The 17,817-nt window shown below is 43.8% G+C and carries 11 protein-coding genes; 9 read left to right on the top strand and 2 right to left on the bottom strand.

Annotated features, from left to right (window positions below; all coding sequences use genetic code 11):
- The first annotated feature begins 10 nt into the window (after positions 1–10).
- From cobN to Q0G26_RS07740, 4 genes are all read left to right on the top strand, one after another.
- The gene (gene cobN, locus Q0G26_RS07755; RefSeq protein WP_293829618.1) at positions 11–3,730 is read left to right on the top strand and encodes a cobaltochelatase subunit CobN; all 3,720 of its coding nucleotides are present in this window, start codon (positions 11–13) and stop codon (positions 3,728–3,730) included.
- Positions 3,720–4,745, top strand: a complete 1,026-nt coding sequence (locus Q0G26_RS07750; protein ID WP_293829617.1) for a radical SAM protein — start codon at positions 3,720–3,722, stop codon at positions 4,743–4,745. The genes cobN and Q0G26_RS07750 overlap by 11 nt, the downstream gene beginning before the upstream one ends.
- Before the next feature lie 218 nt (positions 4,746–4,963).
- Complete coding sequence (locus Q0G26_RS07745; RefSeq protein WP_293829616.1) at positions 4,964–5,734, top strand: carbon-nitrogen hydrolase family protein; 771 nt, start codon at positions 4,964–4,966, stop codon at positions 5,732–5,734.
- A gap of 166 nt (positions 5,735–5,900) precedes the next feature.
- Complete coding sequence (locus tag Q0G26_RS07740) at positions 5,901–7,790, top strand: TonB-dependent receptor (RefSeq protein ID WP_293829615.1); 1,890 nt, start codon at positions 5,901–5,903, stop codon at positions 7,788–7,790.
- A gap of 125 nt (positions 7,791–7,915) precedes the next feature.
- Here Q0G26_RS07740 and Q0G26_RS07735 read toward each other — a convergent pair whose 3' ends face one another.
- Positions 7,916–8,761: a PD-(D/E)XK nuclease family transposase gene (locus Q0G26_RS07735; protein ID WP_293829614.1), complete on the bottom strand. Its 846-nt coding sequence runs from the start codon at positions 8,759–8,761 to the stop codon at positions 7,916–7,918.
- Positions 8,762–9,104: 343 nt separating this feature from the next.
- Here Q0G26_RS07735 and Q0G26_RS07730 point away from each other — a divergent pair, with 343 nt between their 5' ends.
- Positions 9,105–10,082, top strand: a complete 978-nt coding sequence (locus Q0G26_RS07730) for an ABC transporter substrate-binding protein (RefSeq protein WP_293829613.1) — start codon at positions 9,105–9,107, stop codon at positions 10,080–10,082.
- Positions 10,083–10,144: 62 nt separating this feature from the next.
- Here the strand turns inward: Q0G26_RS07730 and Q0G26_RS07725 are convergent, their stop codons facing one another.
- Entirely contained in the window at positions 10,145–10,984 is an 840-nt protein-coding gene (locus tag Q0G26_RS07725) for a MerR family transcriptional regulator (protein WP_293829612.1), read from the bottom strand.
- Positions 10,985–11,221: 237 nt separating this feature from the next.
- Between Q0G26_RS07725 and Q0G26_RS07720 the strand changes: the two genes are divergently transcribed.
- From Q0G26_RS07720 to Q0G26_RS07705, 4 genes are all read left to right on the top strand, one after another.
- Complete coding sequence (locus tag Q0G26_RS07720) at positions 11,222–13,144, top strand: TonB-dependent receptor (protein ID WP_293829611.1); 1,923 nt, start codon at positions 11,222–11,224, stop codon at positions 13,142–13,144.
- Between the two features lie 168 nt (positions 13,145–13,312).
- Positions 13,313–14,272, top strand: a complete 960-nt coding sequence (locus Q0G26_RS07715; RefSeq protein WP_293829610.1) for an ABC transporter substrate-binding protein — start codon at positions 13,313–13,315, stop codon at positions 14,270–14,272.
- A gap of 493 nt (positions 14,273–14,765) precedes the next feature.
- A complete protein-coding gene (locus Q0G26_RS07710) occupies positions 14,766–16,676 on the top strand; it encodes a TonB-dependent receptor (protein ID WP_293829609.1) in 1,911 nt (636 codons plus the stop codon).
- A 273-nt stretch (positions 16,677–16,949) separates the two neighbouring features.
- Positions 16,950–17,741: an ABC transporter substrate-binding protein gene (locus Q0G26_RS07705; protein WP_293829607.1), complete on the top strand. Its 792-nt coding sequence runs from the start codon at positions 16,950–16,952 to the stop codon at positions 17,739–17,741.
- Positions 17,742–17,817: the final 76 nt, after the last annotated feature.

The raw sequence follows: 17,817 nt of genomic DNA, 5'->3' as shown, positions 1-17,817 counted from the left end.
GGTAGAGATTATGAAGGTTATTTTCTTGACGAATGTTATCCGCCGCATGGGCATGATGCAGCAGACTATGGAAAAGCTGCAGCAGGAGGGCAAGCTGGATAATGCCTGCGCCTGCCGCTGGATTACCGATGCGACGGTTTGGGAGGATAAATGGCACAAGGAGCTTGCCGGCTCCAAGCTGGTTATTATGAAATGGATGGGTACAGGTCTGGACACACCGTTTCTGCAGCGCTGCGTCAGCCTGCTGAAGAAGCTGCGCCTGCCCTTTTATATTGATGCTGCCGGCAGCAAGGAGGGCGAGCTGGCGCAGGGACTGACACCAGAGCAGCTTGCAGTTATCAAAAAATATTGCATGTTTGGCGGCGAAATCAACTATTACAATCTGTGGCAATATCTGCAGCAGCTGTTGCAGGGCGAAGCAATTACAGTCGATGAGCCGAATCCGATTCACTGGTGCGGTATTTATCATCCGCGGGCGAAGAAGGTTTATACTGATTTAGCCGAATATCAGCGTGATTTTTGCGTCAGCGGCCGCCCGACAGCAGGTATTCTTTTTTACCGCGACGAATGGGTGTGGGGCGATTTGACCTACCAGACTGCGATGATAAAGGAGCTGGAAGCACAGGGCGTCAACGCTGTCTGCGTGTTCAGCAACGGTATGCCGCTTGAGGAAATGGGCATGCCCAGTCTGACGCAGGTTTTCAACAGCTTCTTCTGTACTGCGGACGGTGTACCGGCAATTGATGTGCTGCTGAACGTGATGAAGTTTTCCATGACTACCGGTGGTTCGATTAACCTGGACTATCTGAAAAAGCTTAACGTGCCGGTTTTGGCTGCTTATACGACAATTGCGCCCTTCGAGGAATGGAAGGACAGCTTTGAAGGCATGAACGCGATGGAGGTTTCTATCAGCGTTTCCCTGCCGGAATTTGATGGCATCATTCATGGTGTGCCTGTAGCACATAAAAAAATTCTGGAGAACGGTGATGTACGCTATCTGCCGAATACGGAGCGTGTAAAGCGCATGGCTTCCAAGGCGAAGAAGTGGGCGATGCTGCGCCACAAGGCCAACAGCGAGAAAAAAATTGCGATTATCTTCCATAACTATCCGCCGCGTAATTCCAACATCGGCAGTGCCATAGGCTTGAATACCATTGAAAGTATCCGTCGCGTGCTGGCTGCTATGCGCGAGCGTGGCTATAAGGTTGACTGGATTCCAGAGGACACGAAGGAATTTATCAAGCTGCTGACGGCCAATGCCACCAATGACCGCAGCATGCTGACAGAAAAGCAGGTTGAAGCGGCCAACAAGCTTACGGGTGCAGAATATAAAGAGTTCTTTGCGCTGATGGATAAAAAGGTGCAGGAGCAGCTGGTGAAGGACTGGGGCGAAGCGCCGGGCACTGTCATGGAATATGACGGCGATATCCTGGTACCTGGAACGATGAACGGTAATGTTTTCGTAACGGTACAGCCGCCGCGTGGTTTTGGCGAGGACCCGGAGAAGATTTACCACGATCCTTACGTTGCACCGACGCATCAATATCTGGCCTTCTACCGTTGGGTACGCGATGTGTGGCAGGCAGATGCCGTTGCGCATATCGGCACGCATGGCAGCCTGGAATGGCTGCCGGGCAAGAATGCCGGCCTGGACTGCAGCTGCTATCCTGATTTGTCGCTGGGTGATTTGCCGAATATTTATCCCTATAACATCACCATTACGGGCGAAGGTATTCAGGCGAAGCGCCGTGGCGCTGCCTGCCTGATTGAGCATCTGCCGGCACCGCAGACACAGGCGGGCGTGTACGACGAGCTGGAGGAGCTGGAAAAGCTGATGGACGAATATGTGCACTTCAGCAGCACGCAGCCGGATAATCTGCCGCGTCTGAAGGATTTAGTACTGGAAAAGGTTGCCGTGGCTAACCTGCAGGACGAGGTTGCTTATGACGAGGAGAAGCCTTTCGACGAATACGTGATGAATTTGCATAATTATATTACGGATTTGAAGAATATGGAGGTACACACAGGCCTGCATATTATGGGCCAGCCGCCGGAGGAGCAGCAGCTGGAGGATTATCTGTGGCTGCTGCTGCGCCTGGACAACGGCAATATCCCCAGTCTGACGCAGGCGATTGCAGCGCTGTATGGCTTTGATTATTACTATCTGCTGGAAAACAGCAGCCTTATATATGAACCGCTGAATATTACCTATGGTATGCTGATTGACCGCATCGCTGACCAATGCCGCGAGCTTATTCGTTGCCTGCAGCAGCGCGACTTTGTCAAGGAAGCAGTTGCCGATGCTATGCAGCTGCCCTGGGTGCAGCAGGCACCGGCAGAAAGCCGTGAAAAGCTGGAGCTTGTCTGCAACTATATTGTAGATACACTGTATCCCAATCTGCTTTTGACGAAGCAGGAAATTACCAATATGCTGCGTGGCTTTGAAGGCGAATATATCGAGCCCGGTCCGAGCGGTGCGCCCTCCAGCGGCGGTGCCGATTTGCTGCCGACAGGCCGCAACTTCTACGGTGTGGACCCGCGCTGCCTGCCAACTCCGGCGGCCTGGGAGATTGGCCAGACGCTGGGCGACCAGGTGGTAGAACGCTTTATCGCGGAAGAAGGCCATTATCCGGAAAATATCGGCATGGTTTTCTGGTCCGGCGCGAATATGCGCAGCCATGGACAGTGCATTGCTGAATTCCTCTATCTGATGGGTATCCGTCCCAAGTACCAGAGCGGCAGCCTGCGTATCAATGGCCTGGAGGTCATTCCGCTGATGGAGCTCAAGCGTCCGCGTATTGACGTTACGGCGCGTATCAGCGGCCTTTTCCGTGATACTATGCCTTCAGTAATGCAGGTGATGGATAAGGCAGTGCTGTTGGCAGCGGAGCAGGATGAACCCGATGATTTGAACTTTGTGCGTAAGCATATTCAGGAGGACAGCAAGGAGCTGGAGCAGCAGGAGGGCATGGACCACGCTGCTGCATGGCGTCAGGCAGCCTTCCGTGTCTTTGGCGATGCGCAGGGAACCTATGGTGCAGGCGTAGCGGCGCTGCTGGAAAGCAAGAACTGGGAAACAATTGATGATATTGCCGATGTTTATGTACGTTGGGGCGGTCATGCCTACGGCGGCAAAACTAAGGGCAAATTCCTGCCGCAGCAGTTCCGCAAGCGTATGGGCAGTTTGGATATCACGATTAAAAATGAAGATAACCACGAAACGAATATGCTCAGCAGTGATGACTATAACGCCTACCATGGCGGCATGATTGCCGCAGTCCGCTCGATTAAGGGCAGTGCGCCGCGCTCCTACTGCGGCGACAGCACCGACAGAACGCGCGTGACGATGCACAGCGTACAGGAGGAGGCGAAGCGTCTGTTCCGCAGTGAGGCTATCAATCCCAAGTTTATCAAAGGCATGATGCAGCATGGCTATAAGGGCGCTGCCGATATGGCCAACATGATTGCACATGGCTTCCAGTGGGATGCGACGAGCGCCGTTATGGAAGACTGGATGTACGAAAAATATGCCGAAAAATATACCTTTGACCCGGTAGTGCAGGAATGGCTGCGCGATGTGAACCCTTGGGCGCTGCAGCGCATGACGGAGATTCTGCTGGAGGCAGAGCAGCGCGGACTGTGGCAGGCGAAGCCGGAAACTAAAGAGGAGCTGCAAAAGCTCTATTTGGATATGGAAGGCGAGCTGGAGGACAGAGCAGATGAGCATTAAAATGTTGGTGCTGAGCCTGACCGGCCAGTGTAATTTTGCCTGCCGCTACTGCTATGCTGCCGAGCATGACCGCACTATGATGTCAGCTTCCACTGCTCTGGCAGCAGTTAAGCTGGCAGCAGCCAGCGGTGAACGCTTTGTGATTCAGTTCAGCGGCGGCGAGCCGCTGCTGAACTTTGCCTGCCTGCAGGCAGTGGCAGACTACGTGCATCAGGAAAAGCTGCCTGCCGTACTGCAGCTGCAGACGAACGGTTCTCTGCTTACCGATAAGATTGCGAAATACCTTTATAAAAACAAGGTGGCTATCGGCGTAAGCCTGGACGGCAGACCGGCGGTTAACGATAAGCTGAGGCTGAAAAAGAATGGCTACGGTGCAACCGGCGAAATCCTCAAGGGCATTGAGGTTTTGCGCCGCAACAATATTGCCTGCGGCGTAACCTGCGTAGTGACATCAGAAAACGTAGATACGCTGGAAGGTATCGTGGATTTTGCCTACTTTTTGGGCAACATCCGCAAAATCGGCTTTGACATCCTGCGTTGGCAGGGACGCGGACGCAATCTGCAGCCGCCTACGCCTGCAGCAATGCAGCAGGCTATGCAGCGCGTTTTTGCGCGCTGCGATGAGATGGCGAAGCTCACAGGAATGCGCATAGCGATTGCGCAGCAGGAGCGCGCGCAACTTTTGTGCAAGGATTGCAGTCTGACCTTCGGTCATTGTTATGCTATGAACGGTGAAGCAGCTTTTGTGGATGCCAAGGGTGATATTTACGCATGCTCCTCGCTAGTAGGCAATGCTGATTTTTACCTTGGCAATGTCTATAACGGTTTAGAGCCTGCTCTGATAGAAAAAACTAAGCAGGTGATTGCCGAATCAATGGATTTTTGCCGCCAATGCGATGATTTTAAATTGTGCGGCGGCGGTTGCTTCGCTCGTTGGTATGGCTTCGAGGACAAGTCTGCCTATGGCGCGGAATGCAGCATGAAACGTGAAGCGATAAAACGCATACAAAAGTAAAAAAACGTCAGCGTCGGGTACTTAACAAAGTATTTCGCTTCGCTGACGTTTCTTTATTAATAAATAACGAGTCTGATGCTGATTCTGATGACTAACAAGTATTTTCTACATATTTTTTGACAGCGCCAAGCTACTTAGAGTATCTTTTGCTTGACTATATTCCTAGTATATAGAATAAAATAAGAAAAGTGATTGTTTAGGATTTTCGGAGGCAGTATATGAAAATTGCTTTATGTCATTTAGAGCTCAGCTGTGGTCCGCAGGAACGCAATCTGCAGCTCTTGGAGCAGGCAGTGCGTATTGCTGCGGAGCAGGGAGCGGACTGGGTATTAACACCGGAGGTAGCAGTACAGGGATATTATTTTTATCGTATAGATGAAAACGCTGTAGTAGCACCCCAGCCGTCACCTGAATTGGAACCATTGCGTAATTTGTGCCGTGAATACAGCATTATTCTCTTTTTAGGCTGCAGCGAATATGATGTAGCCAGTGATAAGAACTTTAATAGCTGCCTGGTCTTCGGACCGGATGGCGAGCTGATTGGCCGTCATCGCAAGCTTTTTGGCGAGTGCTTGGGAGCAGAGGCCTGGGCACGCAAGGGCGACAGCTTCACTGTGCTTCCCTGCAGTGGCTTGCAGACAGGAGTGCTGGTGTGCGCTGACCTGTGGTTCCCGGAATATTACGAGGGCACTAAGGCGCAGGGTGCAGAAATAATTGTTGACATGGCTGCCTGGCCACCGACGCAGGTGTGCGGCAATCCGCTGCCCGCCTGGCTGCATGCATCTAAGGTAACTGATATGACGATAATTGTCTGCAACCAGACAGGTTCGCCGGAGTGGATGGATATGAGTGTGGGGCAAAGCGTGGTTATCGACCAGGGCGAGCTGAAGCTGGCCTACAGCGGCGAGCCTGCGGTACTGCTTTTTGATTATGATGCAGATGCCAAGCGTGTGCAGTCGATTGCCTATGATGTTCACTACATAAAGTAAGTAAAAAATACTCATAGCGGTATAACACTTTTGTTCTAGCCGTTGACGAGTGAATATTGACCAGATAAACTGATAGATGAGAGAAAGGTAGCTTTGCCGTGCGCCTGTCTTGAAAGTATAGAGGCGAATGGTTTGCTATAAATTTTTTTGAAGGTGGGTTTAGAGTATGAAAAAGGTTCAAAGCTTACGTAATGCTTTAATGGTGTCCTTGCTTGCAGGTACAACTGTAGTATGGGGGGGCACAGCGTTTGCAGCAGAGGATTTGCAGGAGTTCGCGCTTGATGATATGGTGGTAACGGCTACCAGAACCGAAAGCAAAATAGTTGATGTTCCTGTAAATACAACCGTTATTTCTGCAGAGAAAATTGCTGACAGACATTATCTGGATGTAGCTGATGTACTGAAGGATGTGCCGGGAGCGAATGTGCTGGACACTGGTGTTGGCGCTGGTGAAAAGAAAGTAGTTTTAAATGGCGATGACCGTGTTTTAGTATTAGTAGATGGCAAGAGAGTCAATTTTGATATGGGAGCAGCATCAGGTAGAAGCAGCTACGATTTGAAAATGTTGCCGGATGTCAGTCTTATTGAACGTGTTGAAGTAATTAAAGGTCATGGCGGTGCGCTTTACGGTAGTGATGCTGTAGGCGGTGTAGTTAATATCATCACTAAGAAGATGGATCACAGCTATGGTAAAGTTTCTATGGGCTTTGGTTCTCAACAGGCACGTGATGCAAAGGCTATGTACACCGTTAAAGAAGGCAAGACCGGTGTTATGGTTGCGGCTTCTAAATATAAGCAAGGCTATTATAAGTATAAGGATGTAGCTGATAAAACTACAAAACGTTGGAACAAGGATTCTGATTATGAAAATGAAAAGGTTTCCTTGAAGATTGCGCAAGAATTGACAGACACCAGCAATTTGGAATTCGAATATAATTACACTAAAGCTGATGGAAATGTTCCTTATGGTTATGCTACTACTCAATCCGACAAGAAAACTAATAATTTTGGCTTGAAATATGATTGGCTCTTGAAGGATAAGGATGCCGGTTATGTTCAGTTATATTATAATAAATATAAATTCTTGAGCTCCAGTACTCTTGAAGAAAAAGATAAGGGCTTTGAAGTACAGCAAGCCATTACAGCTTCTGAAAATAATAAATTGGTAGTAGGTGCTTCTTACCGCAATGCCGAAGCTTCTAATGATGGCAGAAATTATGCTGCAAAATATAATGAAAAAATAAACAATAAAGCTATTTTTGTAAGTGATCAATGGGAATTTATACCTAGCTGGACTTTGGATACTGGCGTACGCTATGATAAGCATAGTACCGCAGGCAGCAAAACTACCTGGAGTGCAGGACTGAACAAAAAAATTGATGAAAACAGTCATGCATATTTTAATTGGGGACAGGTTTTCAAGGCTCCTACATTAGATGACTTGTATTACAATGTTCCAGGAATGACTGGTAATCCTGACTTAAATCCCGAAAAAGGTGACACCTGGACTGTTGGTTATGGAACCAGAATTGCTGATAAGACTGATGTTAATATCAGTTATTTCCAAAGTGATTTGGAAGATGCCATTGCTTGGTCTAACAAGTCTGGTGCATGGCATCCGGAAAACGTGAATAAACAAAAGAAAAATGGTATGGAATTAAGCATTAACCATGAATTGAACGATAACTGGAATTTAGAAGCATCCTATACTCATGTACGCGTAAGAAATGATAATAATGGTAGTGGATATGTTCGTGATGCTAACTATATTCCTAATATGTATCGCTTTGGTGTTCGCTATCACGATGACCTGTGGAATGCTGATTTGTTCCTGCGTGGCGGCAGTGGCGCAGATAAGAGTTCCTATGTTGACAGCAAATACATGACTTTGGACATGTCTGTGGCATATAAAGCAACGAAAGACCTTTCCTTCTATGCTAAGGGTTACAACCTCTTTAACAAGGCTTATGCTGAAAGTGCTGGCGTTAATGGCGGTACCTACTCCTATCCTGCACAGGGCAGACGCTTCATCATCGGCGCAGAATACACCTTCTAACCACATAACATTTTAACCCTTAAGGCGGCGCACTGCGCCGCCTTTTTGACGTGTGGGAAGGGAGAGTGCAAACAAAAAGCCGTGCGCGTAGCGCACGGCAGTAAAGACAAATGCATATTTAATGTTTAAACATTATTAAGCTCTGCTTGCAATTCCTGAATCTTGCTCAAAGGCAGGTTAGTAAATTCCGCAATATCTTGAAGCGAATTGTTTCCTTTTAAAAGCATACGTTTTGCTGCAGCGTAGTTGGCGCTAACTTCACCTTCAGCTCTACCCTCAGCTTTACCCTCGCTAAAAATTCTTTCAGTAAATTCACACATGGCGGCTTTTCCCTCCTTTGTAGACTTTAGATAATTGACATGTTTAGATAATTTTCCCTGACTTAAGTCATTTGCTTCCGCAGTCTTAAAATACTGCATTAATTTGGCAATTGAAGAGCCATCATTAACTTCTGCGTTAACGTAATACATATGCAGACCATCATCGTATGTCATTGGTAAATTATTAAGGCGCTTGGTTACATTGTAACAGGTACAACCTAAATGCCAAATATCAGGCTCGGTTATGTAAAACATATATAAATCGGGAACGCTTTTATATTTTTTGTCCTTGCCCTTTGGCAAATAGCTACCAATGATGCTCGAAGAATAGTACAGCAAGCGTCTGGCATGGTCAATTTTACCATCGCTTTTTTGAATTTCCATTTCGTAGAGCTTATTGTTTGCATCTTCTACAAGAACATCCATAATAATATCCTTGGATGCAAATTTGTTAATGACCATTTGAGTACGATTTTCCTTAATGACCAGTGAATCGATGCCGGAAAGGATACGTAAAACATGTTCGCAGGCACCTGAATCAGTAAAGACCATTTTAGCCATTGCATCACTGAATAGGTTCAGTTGTTTGGCCTTTTCAATAAGCCTTTCGCGATTGCGGATGAGGCTTTCTGGGTATTGTTTGGAACTCATACTTTCCTCCTTTAATTATAACACACAAGTCATGAAAAATATATAAGATGGTAGGACTGGCTTAATTTGCAATAGGAAGAGATATAAAAAAAGGCGTTTGCCGAAAGCTCGACAAACGCCACTGGTTCTCACAACCAGGCATGACCTCCGTTGGAAAACGGCTACCCATGCAACTGAAATAATTATAACATACAAATGAAATAAAAACAAGCGTTTATTTTCTCTTTTGCTTTGCTTTACTCTTGACTATCATAGCGCTATATACTTTATAATATAAATTGTTGTATTGTCGCATATATGTCAATACTGCTGAAATAAAATGATGAGAATAGAGGCATGAAGCATGAAGAAAATTTTTTGTTTACTGCTGTTGCTGCTGCTTTTAGTCACAGGCTGCGGACAAGGCAGCGGCGATAAAGACGCTGCCGCAGACGGCAGCTACACTGTGACTGACGAGCACGGAACAGTGACTACGTTTAAGCAGGCACCGCAAAAGGTACTGACGCTGGCGCTCAGCAGCGATGGCATAGTTATGGGCTTGGGCATGGAAGATAAATTGGTTGCCGTCAATTATCTTGCCGATGACCCGGTAAGCTCCAACCTTGTAGAACAGGCTAAAAAGATTCAGCACAAAATCAAAAAACCTTCGGCAGAAGAGGTGTTGGCGCTGAAGCCGGACGTAGTCTTTGCCTACGATTGGAGCGACATGAACCGCGTCGAAAATTTGCGCAACCTGGGCATGAATGTCATCGTGCTCAAGGGACCGGCGACTATTGAGGATGTCAGGCATAACGTGCGCACTATTGCTAAAGCCATGCACGCCGATGCTAAGGGAGAAGAGCTGGTGAAGCTGATGGACAGCAGACTGGCGCAGGTGAAGCAGCAGGTGGCGGCGCTTAAGCTGCAGCAACCCAAGAAAATCGTACTTGTTTCGCTGATGAGCTCCTACGGTGGCGAGGGCTGTATCTTTGACGATATGTGCAAGGAAGCAGGTGTTATTAACGGTGTTTCGGCTGCAGGAATCAAAAACGGCCAGCAGGTTACGAAGGAAATGCTGGTGAAGATAAATCCTGATTTGCTGATAATGCCGGTTTATAATGACCATGGCAATTTTGATATCAAGAAATATAATCAGGAATTCCTGGAGGATCCATCGCTGCAGACTATGCGCGCTATTAAAGATAAGCAGCTGTTTTATCCCAATGAGGGTTATATCTATAATTGCTCACAGGACGTTGTCTTTGGTGTGCAGGAAATTGCCCATGCTGCCTACGGCGAGGCCTTTGCTATGCAGGGAGTGCAGCATTTAAGGGTAAAGTAAATAGCGTAAGATTAAAAAACTGCACCAGCCAGCATCAAATACGATACAGGCTGGTGCAGTTTTTAATTTTCATCTGGTTCAACCCGCAGGGAAATCTGGTAGATATATTCTTCAGGCTCAGGTGTCATCCAGTGATTTTTCAATGGCATAATATAAAGATTGTCTACAGCATGCAGCTTATTGCGTTGCATATAAGCTTTAAATAGCTCTGCCAGCTCTTTTACATGCTTGCGGAAGGTTCCCTGAAAGCGTTGCGTCATATAGAGTCCGGCGGGGCGGGTGTAGCATTCCATTTTGCCGTGATAATCGGGATTCACGCTGGAAAAGTAGGCCAGCGGACGGCTGTATTCACCAGCTAGAAAGGCATCTTTGTCTGCCAACCAGCCGACAGCCTTTTCCTTAAAGTGCTCCTTGGAAAAAACCTTCAGGTTATGCTTGGCAAGAATTTTAATGCTGTCGTTACCGCTGCATTCCGGCGGTACGGTGCTTAACAGAAAGCGCTTGCTGCGACGGAAGGTAACAGTTATCTGGTCAAGCCGGCTTTCGCGGATTTTATCCAATTGTTGAAAAACAACGTGGATGTTTTTGCGGATTTTTTCATTGTGCGCGATAATCTCCTCACATTCGCGGTCCTTGGCCTGCAAAAGCGCCTGCAGTCGGTCAATGCTGCGCTCAGCAAGGTATTCCTTGATTTTGGAGATGGGGATTCCCAGCTTACGCATGTTTAAGATGATTTCGAGGATTAAATACTGCTTGAGGGAGTAATGGCGATAGTTGTTTTCAGAAATAAACTCCGGCGACAGGACACCCATTTTATCGTAGTAAAGCAAGGTCTGCTTCGGCAGCTCAAAGAGCTCTGCCAGCTCGCCTGCGGTATAGTATAGCTTTGGATTTTTGCTCATGATGTATCACCTTGATCTTTTTTAACACGATATAATGCATAATGATTACGACTATTATAACATTTATTCGACTGTTAGTGAAGGAGGAGAAAAGAGAATAGGTGCTTGTAGAAAAATTTTTCCTTGACTGTATGAACAGTATATAGTTTAAGATAGTACAAGTTTAGTAATAGAACAGGACTACGAAAGACTAGCTGTTCTAAAACTAACTGTTCTTCAGAAAGGATGTATGAGTAAATGAAAAATGCAAAAGTTTTAAGTAACGCTATTTTGATGTCAATGCTCATGAGCACAAGCGTGCTCTGGGGGGGGACGGCGTTAGCTGCTGAAGATATTCAGGAATATGCGCTGGACACGATGGTTGTAACTGCAACCAGAACAGAAAAAACTGTACAAGATACACCTGCTAATGTTACTGTAATTACGCAAAAGGAATTGAAGGATAGCGGATATCAATCTGTATTCCAAGCTGTACGTGAATTATCTCAGGCAAACTGCCATACCTATCAGGAAGATGGTGGCGACTACGGCGGAATGATGTCAAGAATTCGTGTGCGTGGTATTGATGATGGTACCTTGGTATTGGTAAACGGTAATCCGTCTAACTATATGAATCATGCTACGCTTAATACAGTTCCGATGGATCAAATTGAAAAAATCGAGATTGTAAAAGGTTCCAACTCGGTATTGTATGGTCCGCAAGCTATGGGCGGCGTTATTAATATCATTACTAAAAGACCGGCAAAAACAGGTGAAGTGAAGGGTAGTGTTATTGGCGGTATCGGCAGTAACAAAAAGCTTGCAGGCGCTAACATTCAGACGGATGTGGTGAATGTAGGTTACAAGAAAACATGGAATAAAGATTTCAATGATGCAGTTATACCGGGTAATACCGGTTTAGGTACTGCAATCAATATAAAAGATAAATCTTCTGACCAATTTTATCTTGATGCACAATTAGCTAAAGATTTAACCTTTAGCTGGGGACGAAACCATAGTGAAGTAAAATATCAAACTGGTAGTTACAAAAACTTCGTTCCGGTGATGAACAAATTATCACAATATAACAGCACATATAATAGCTATGCATTAGCATATGACAACAAAGATACTGGTTGGAAAACTGTTTTAGGCTATAATACAATGGATTTGAGTTGCCTGCCACTTAAAGGTTCTTCTTACAGTAAGTATGATGGCTATAATGCAAACTTTGATTTGCAAAAAAAGTTTAATTTGAAAAATAATGATAGTTTAATTTTGGGTGTTAATGCCAATAGAGAATCCATGGAAACTCAAACAACTGCATTTAACAAGGCTGGCAGAAACAGCTTTTCTGCATACCAGTCTTGGGATGTGCACACCAGTGATGCATTTGAACTGATACTTGGTTTGCGTGAATATTATATAGGCAGTAATCAATATTATGACAGTGATTTCCAGCTGTTACCGCAGGTGCAGGGTGTTTATAAAGCAAATACTGTTTCGAATTATTACTTTAATGTAGGTAAATCTTTTGAGATGCCGGCTATTAATAGTACTTTCTACTATAATTCAAATTATGCCATTAATAGCGCCTTGAAGCCGCAATCCGGTTGGACCTATGAATTAGGTTATAAGGTCGATGATGGTACAACAGCATTTACAGCTGATGTGTTCCATATGAAGATTAAAGATAAATTCTTCTGGGATAAAGATGCTAACGATAACAATATTATGCGTAACCGTGATGAATGGGAAAATACCGGTTTGGAATTGAATTATAAGCAAAAGCTTGACGAAAACTGGACAGCAAGTATTGGTTGGACTTTGCAAAATCCGAAAGCTTGCTCTAAAGGAGTATGGTCTCAGGATACCGCTAAGAATATTCTTAACTTAGGAGCTGATTTCAACAAGGGTAAGTTTGTATGGAATACCAGACTCTTTACATATCTTGATAGAGAAATAGCATATTATAATGCAGCTCATAGTAGCAGTAAAATCAAGGATCATCACTTAAAGAACAGTGTTGACCTTTCTATGACCTTATCCTATATGCCTACTTCCAAAGATACTTTGAGATTGAGTGCTGCAAATCTGCTTGATAGAGATGATGCACTTAACAATTATGAGTATGTTACAATGCCTCGCAGCGTTCTCTTCACTTATGAGAGAAGCTTCTAATCAGCCCCTAACCTTATTCATATACACTTAACTCCAATGAGAAAGGCGGAGCAGAGCAAAATCTGTTCTGCCTTTTTCATATGCCAAACTGCTATAACTTGCTTATGTCGAAAGCTACTGTTCGTGCTATAATAGCTATACTGAAGGAAAATAAAGGATGAAGAAAATATGCAAAAACAAAAATATCAAAAGCTAATAACAGCGTTGCTGCTGTGCCTGAGTTTACTTTTAATAGTTGCAGGCTGCAGCAGTGATAATACGGCAAAATCGAACAGTACTGCAGCCTATACTGTTACGGATTCGCAGGGGCATAAGCTGTATTTTAAAGAAAAACCCCAGCGCATTATATCTATGTCTATAAGCACTGATGAAATCCTCATTGACCTTGTACCAAGCAGTCGCATTGCTGCCTTCTCACGTCTGGTGGACGACCCGGGGATATCCAATATTGTAGAGCGGGCGCAGAGTGTGGGCAGCAGAGTAGATGGCCAAAGCTCGGAGGCAATTATGGCGTTGCACCCTGATTTAATATTGATACCGGATTTTGTTAAGCCGGAGGTTATTCAGTCGCTACGCGATATGAACCTGCAGGTTTATGTTTATAAAACACCCAAAAGCTTTGAAGATGTGCGCCAGTGCATACGCCTCTTGGGCGAGGCTGTGGGCGAAAAGGAACGCGGCGAGATGATGGTTACTGCGATGAATGAGCATCTGAAAAAGGTGCAGGAAAAAATTGGCAACATTCCCAAAGAAAAGCAGAAGCGCATTGTTTTTATGCGCAGCAACGGTGCCTACTACAGTCCGGAGGCTTCGTTTAACGATGTCTGCAGATATGCGCAGGTGCGCAATGCCTTGGAGGAGCTGCATTATGATAAGCCTGGTATCGTCAATCAGGAGGCCGTGGTTCAGCTCAATCCGGAGGTGTTTTTGCTCGCAGGCTGGAATTATGACGGCCAGCATGATCCGAAGCAGATGGAGGAGGAGCTGTTGAACAATCCCGGCTATCTGACTACGGACGCAGTGAAAAACAGAAAGGTCTATACAGTGCCGGCGAAGCATGTATTGTGCGTGTCGCAGTATATTGTCAACGCTGTGGAGGACTTGGCGGACGCTGTATATAGTGAATAAAATTATCAATGACGTCGGTGAGCGGTGAAATGCTGCTTGCCGACTTTTTTTGTTAATGTTGTCAAATAGTTGCCAAACTTGTTGACTAGTTGCCAAAAAGTTGCTAAACTGCGTCAGAGTTTACATAATAATTGGCAAAATGCTAGAATAGTTGCTAAAAATTTATTATTCCATGTCCCAAATTGTACAACCGATGATTGATGAAGGCAAAATTGCTTTGACGCTTATTGATAAGCCTAAAAGCTCCAAGCAGAGATATGTGAGAAGATAATAATTTAGTATGCAATGTCAGGTATGGCGGATTAATTCCGTCCTGTTTCTTTATATAAAAGCGTAATTACTCTTAGTAAGAAAAATAATTTAATAAAACGCTTGACTGTATGAACACTATACTGTTTAGAATTAACGAAGCATAGTTGCTGGGGCTGCGTTATGGCAGGCTTTTTTGTGAATTATATTGCTGAGTATGGACTGTAAAGGAAGGATGAGTATTTTGAAGAAGATCAATTATCTTGGCAGCACAGTGATGCTGTCTGTTTTATTGGGTGGAGTTACGCCTGCTGCTTTTGCAGACAGTATGCCGGAATATTCTTTGGATACAATGGTTGTTACGGCAAGCCGCACAAGTGAAGAAGAATTTAAAGCAAATGCAAATATTCAAGTAATTACACGCAAGCAGATAGAAGAACGTCATTTTGACAATATTAGCCAAGCTTTGAGAGATATTCCTGGGGTATTTATTGCACATTATGGTTCTAATGGAGAGGGTTCTATTTCTAATAACCTTTATATTAATGGCTCTTCTAATGTTGTTGTTTTAATTGATGGACAACGCGCAAATATTAATGGTAGTTGTGGTACTGCGGGAAAAATGGCTTTAGCCGAAATTAGCAATATGGAAGGTGTTGAAAAAGTAGAAATTTTAAAGAGTTCTGCGTCTACTTTGTATGGTTCTGATGCTCAAGGTGGTGTTATTAATATTATCACAAGAAAAATTAAAGATGGTGAGTCAAAAAGTAAAATAACGGCTATAACAGGCAGTTATGATAGAGAACAATATAACTTCTCGCATAGTGGTAGTAAAGATGGGTTTTATTGGAATATTTCTGCTCAAAAGAAACGTACGGGAGACTATAAAGACGGATGGGGTAGAAAAATTGTAGATAAGTTAGATGCTACAAATAATACATATAAAATAGGGAAACGTTTTAATGATAATGCAGAGTTGTTTGTAAATTATATGACATATAAATCTGATTATGTTATCACTAATAGTGGTTGGAGTGCACCTGATATTACACCTGGTACAAGAGATAATTCACGTTTTGAGACTGTTTATAATCAAAAAGTTAATAATAATTTAGAAAACAACTTATCTTATTTTAGAAATAGAAACAAGGGACAGGAAAAGGATTATTTTAAAGTCAATGACTTTACTACAGAGGGTTTTAGTGATCAATTAACTTACAAAGATGGTAAACATACTATAGTAAGTGGCATTGATTATTATAGGGATAAAGTTAATTTGTATAAAAATAAATCCGCTAACACAAGCGGTGTGAAAATTAGCAACAAATCATTTTTTGTGCAAGATGAATGGACATTTAATGATAAATGGAAATTCACTAGCGGCTTAAGAATGGACGACCAATCTAGATACGGACGTGCGAATACACCTAGCTTTGTTTTGGGTTATAGTCCTAGCGATAAAATTAATGCTTATTTTGGTTATAAACGTTTCTTTACAGCGCCTTACATAGCTCATTTGTATAGCGCTGTTTATGGTAATCCTGATTTAAGAGCAGAACGTGGTACCTCGTTAGAAGCTGGTATGAATTTCATTATTGATGATACAACTACTGGTAGCTTAAATGTTTTTAAACGCGACTCAAATGATGCTATGGCTTATGATGCTACACCTACTGCAACTCATCCAAAAGGACAATATGTAAATATTGCTCAAGAACATGCAAGAGGTGCTTCTTTAAGATTAAACAAAATCTTAGGAAATGGTTTCAGTGCTAATGTTGGTTATAACTATTTATATATTAAGCCAGATGCCGGCAAAGCACCTAACAGAAATGGTGCAATGCCAAGAAGTAACTTTAATTTAGGTATGAATTACAAAAGCAGTAAATTTGATATAGATTTAGCAGGTCGTTTGACCGTTGGCAAAGCTCAGAACAGATCTAAAAACCAAACAATTGGTAAATCGTTTAGAACATATTGGGTTTGGGATAGTGTTGTTAACTACAAACCGACAAAAACAATAAATATTTTTGGTAGAGTTAACAATATATTTAATAGAATGTATACTGAGACAAGCTATGAATTGAATCCTAACGATAAATGGTTCTCAGCACCGGGCAGAAACTTTGAATTAGGAGTAGAGTATAGTTTCTGATAGATTAAGGCAGCTAACACTCCCGAAAAAGTGGGGCGGATTCATTCCGTCCTGCTTTTTCATATAACAGAAAAATGAGGTGAAACTATGTGGAAGAATTTACTGCTGCTTTTACTGCTGCTGGCATTTTGTGCAGCAGGCTGTCAAAAGCAGGACGTTGAAAAAACAAGCGGAGCAGCCTATCAGGTAGTTGATTCGCAAGGGACTGTAATAAAATTTTCCCAAAAGCCCCAGCGGATTATGACAACACATTTTAATCTGGATAATATTGTAATGGGACTTGTTGATGAAGAGCGTGTTGTTGCACTTTCTAAATCAATGTATGATGCTTCGGTATCTTACATAAGTACTGAGGCAATAAAAAAGCCTACAAAATTAAATTATGATTTTTCTTCAGAGCAGGTTCTGGCGCTCAAGCCGGATTTAATAATTGCCCGTGAAAGCACCGGAGAAAACCGCATTCAGACTTATCGTGGTATGGGAATACCTGTATATGTTGTGAGCAATGCGAATAATGTGGAAGAAATTAAAAAGCAGATTCAGGATATAGGTCAGGCTGTCGGCGAAAAGGAGCATGCAGACAAGCTGTTGCAAAAAATGCAAAAACAGCTCGACTATATTAAAAACAAGGTGGATAGCGCTGGCGTGAAACCAAAAAGTGTGATGCTTGTTTCTAAAATGAACCATAATTACGGTGGTAAGGGATCTTTTTTTGATGATATGTGCCACTTTGCCGGGGTGAAAAATGCACCTGCAGAGATAGGGGTGCTCAACGGTCAGCTAATGGATAAAGAAATAATGCTACGTGCTAACCCGGATTACTTTCTGCTTTCACTGTCATGGGAGCTTAAGCATGATAACAAGGACGGGTATAAAAAGGAATTTTTGGATGATCCTGCGTTGGCTAATCTGGAGGCGGTCAATAATAATCATGTCTGCTATTTGAAGGACAAGTATTTATATGCTTCCAATCAAAACTGCGTATGGGCGATTAAGAAGATTGCCAATCTTGCTTATGGAAATATATTTACTGATGAAGAGGAAGTTTTTCTTAAGGGATATTAGCAAATAAACCCAAAGTGCTTGACTGTATGAGAACTATATAGCGTAATATTATTTTATTGTGAGGGCGATGGTTGTT

Origin of the sequence: uncultured Phascolarctobacterium sp. (assembly GCF_934190775.1) — a bacterium.
Lineage (GTDB): Bacteria > Bacillota > Negativicutes > Acidaminococcales > Acidaminococcaceae > Phascolarctobacterium_A.
This window is presented reverse-complemented; position numbering and strand designations above follow the sequence as displayed.

Coding starts and splice junctions, on each gene's coding strand:
- cobN (WP_293829618.1), top strand. CDS start 11: ATGAAGGTTATTTTCTTGACGAATGTTATCCGCCGCATGGGCATGATG.
- Q0G26_RS07750 (WP_293829617.1), top strand. CDS start 3,720: ATGAGCATTAAAATGTTGGTGCTGAGCCTGACCGGCCAGTGTAATTTT.
- Q0G26_RS07745 (WP_293829616.1), top strand. CDS start 4,964: ATGAAAATTGCTTTATGTCATTTAGAGCTCAGCTGTGGTCCGCAGGAA.
- Q0G26_RS07740 (WP_293829615.1), top strand. CDS start 5,901: ATGAAAAAGGTTCAAAGCTTACGTAATGCTTTAATGGTGTCCTTGCTT.
- Q0G26_RS07735 (WP_293829614.1), bottom strand. CDS start 8,761: ATGAGTTCCAAACAATACCCAGAAAGCCTCATCCGCAATCGCGAAAGG.
- Q0G26_RS07730 (WP_293829613.1), top strand. CDS start 9,105: ATGAAGAAAATTTTTTGTTTACTGCTGTTGCTGCTGCTTTTAGTCACA.
- Q0G26_RS07725 (WP_293829612.1), bottom strand. CDS start 10,984: ATGAGCAAAAATCCAAAGCTATACTATACCGCAGGCGAGCTGGCAGAG.
- Q0G26_RS07720 (WP_293829611.1), top strand. CDS start 11,222: ATGAAAAATGCAAAAGTTTTAAGTAACGCTATTTTGATGTCAATGCTC.
- Q0G26_RS07715 (WP_293829610.1), top strand. CDS start 13,313: ATGCAAAAACAAAAATATCAAAAGCTAATAACAGCGTTGCTGCTGTGC.
- Q0G26_RS07705 (WP_293829607.1), top strand. CDS start 16,950: ATGGGACTTGTTGATGAAGAGCGTGTTGTTGCACTTTCTAAATCAATG.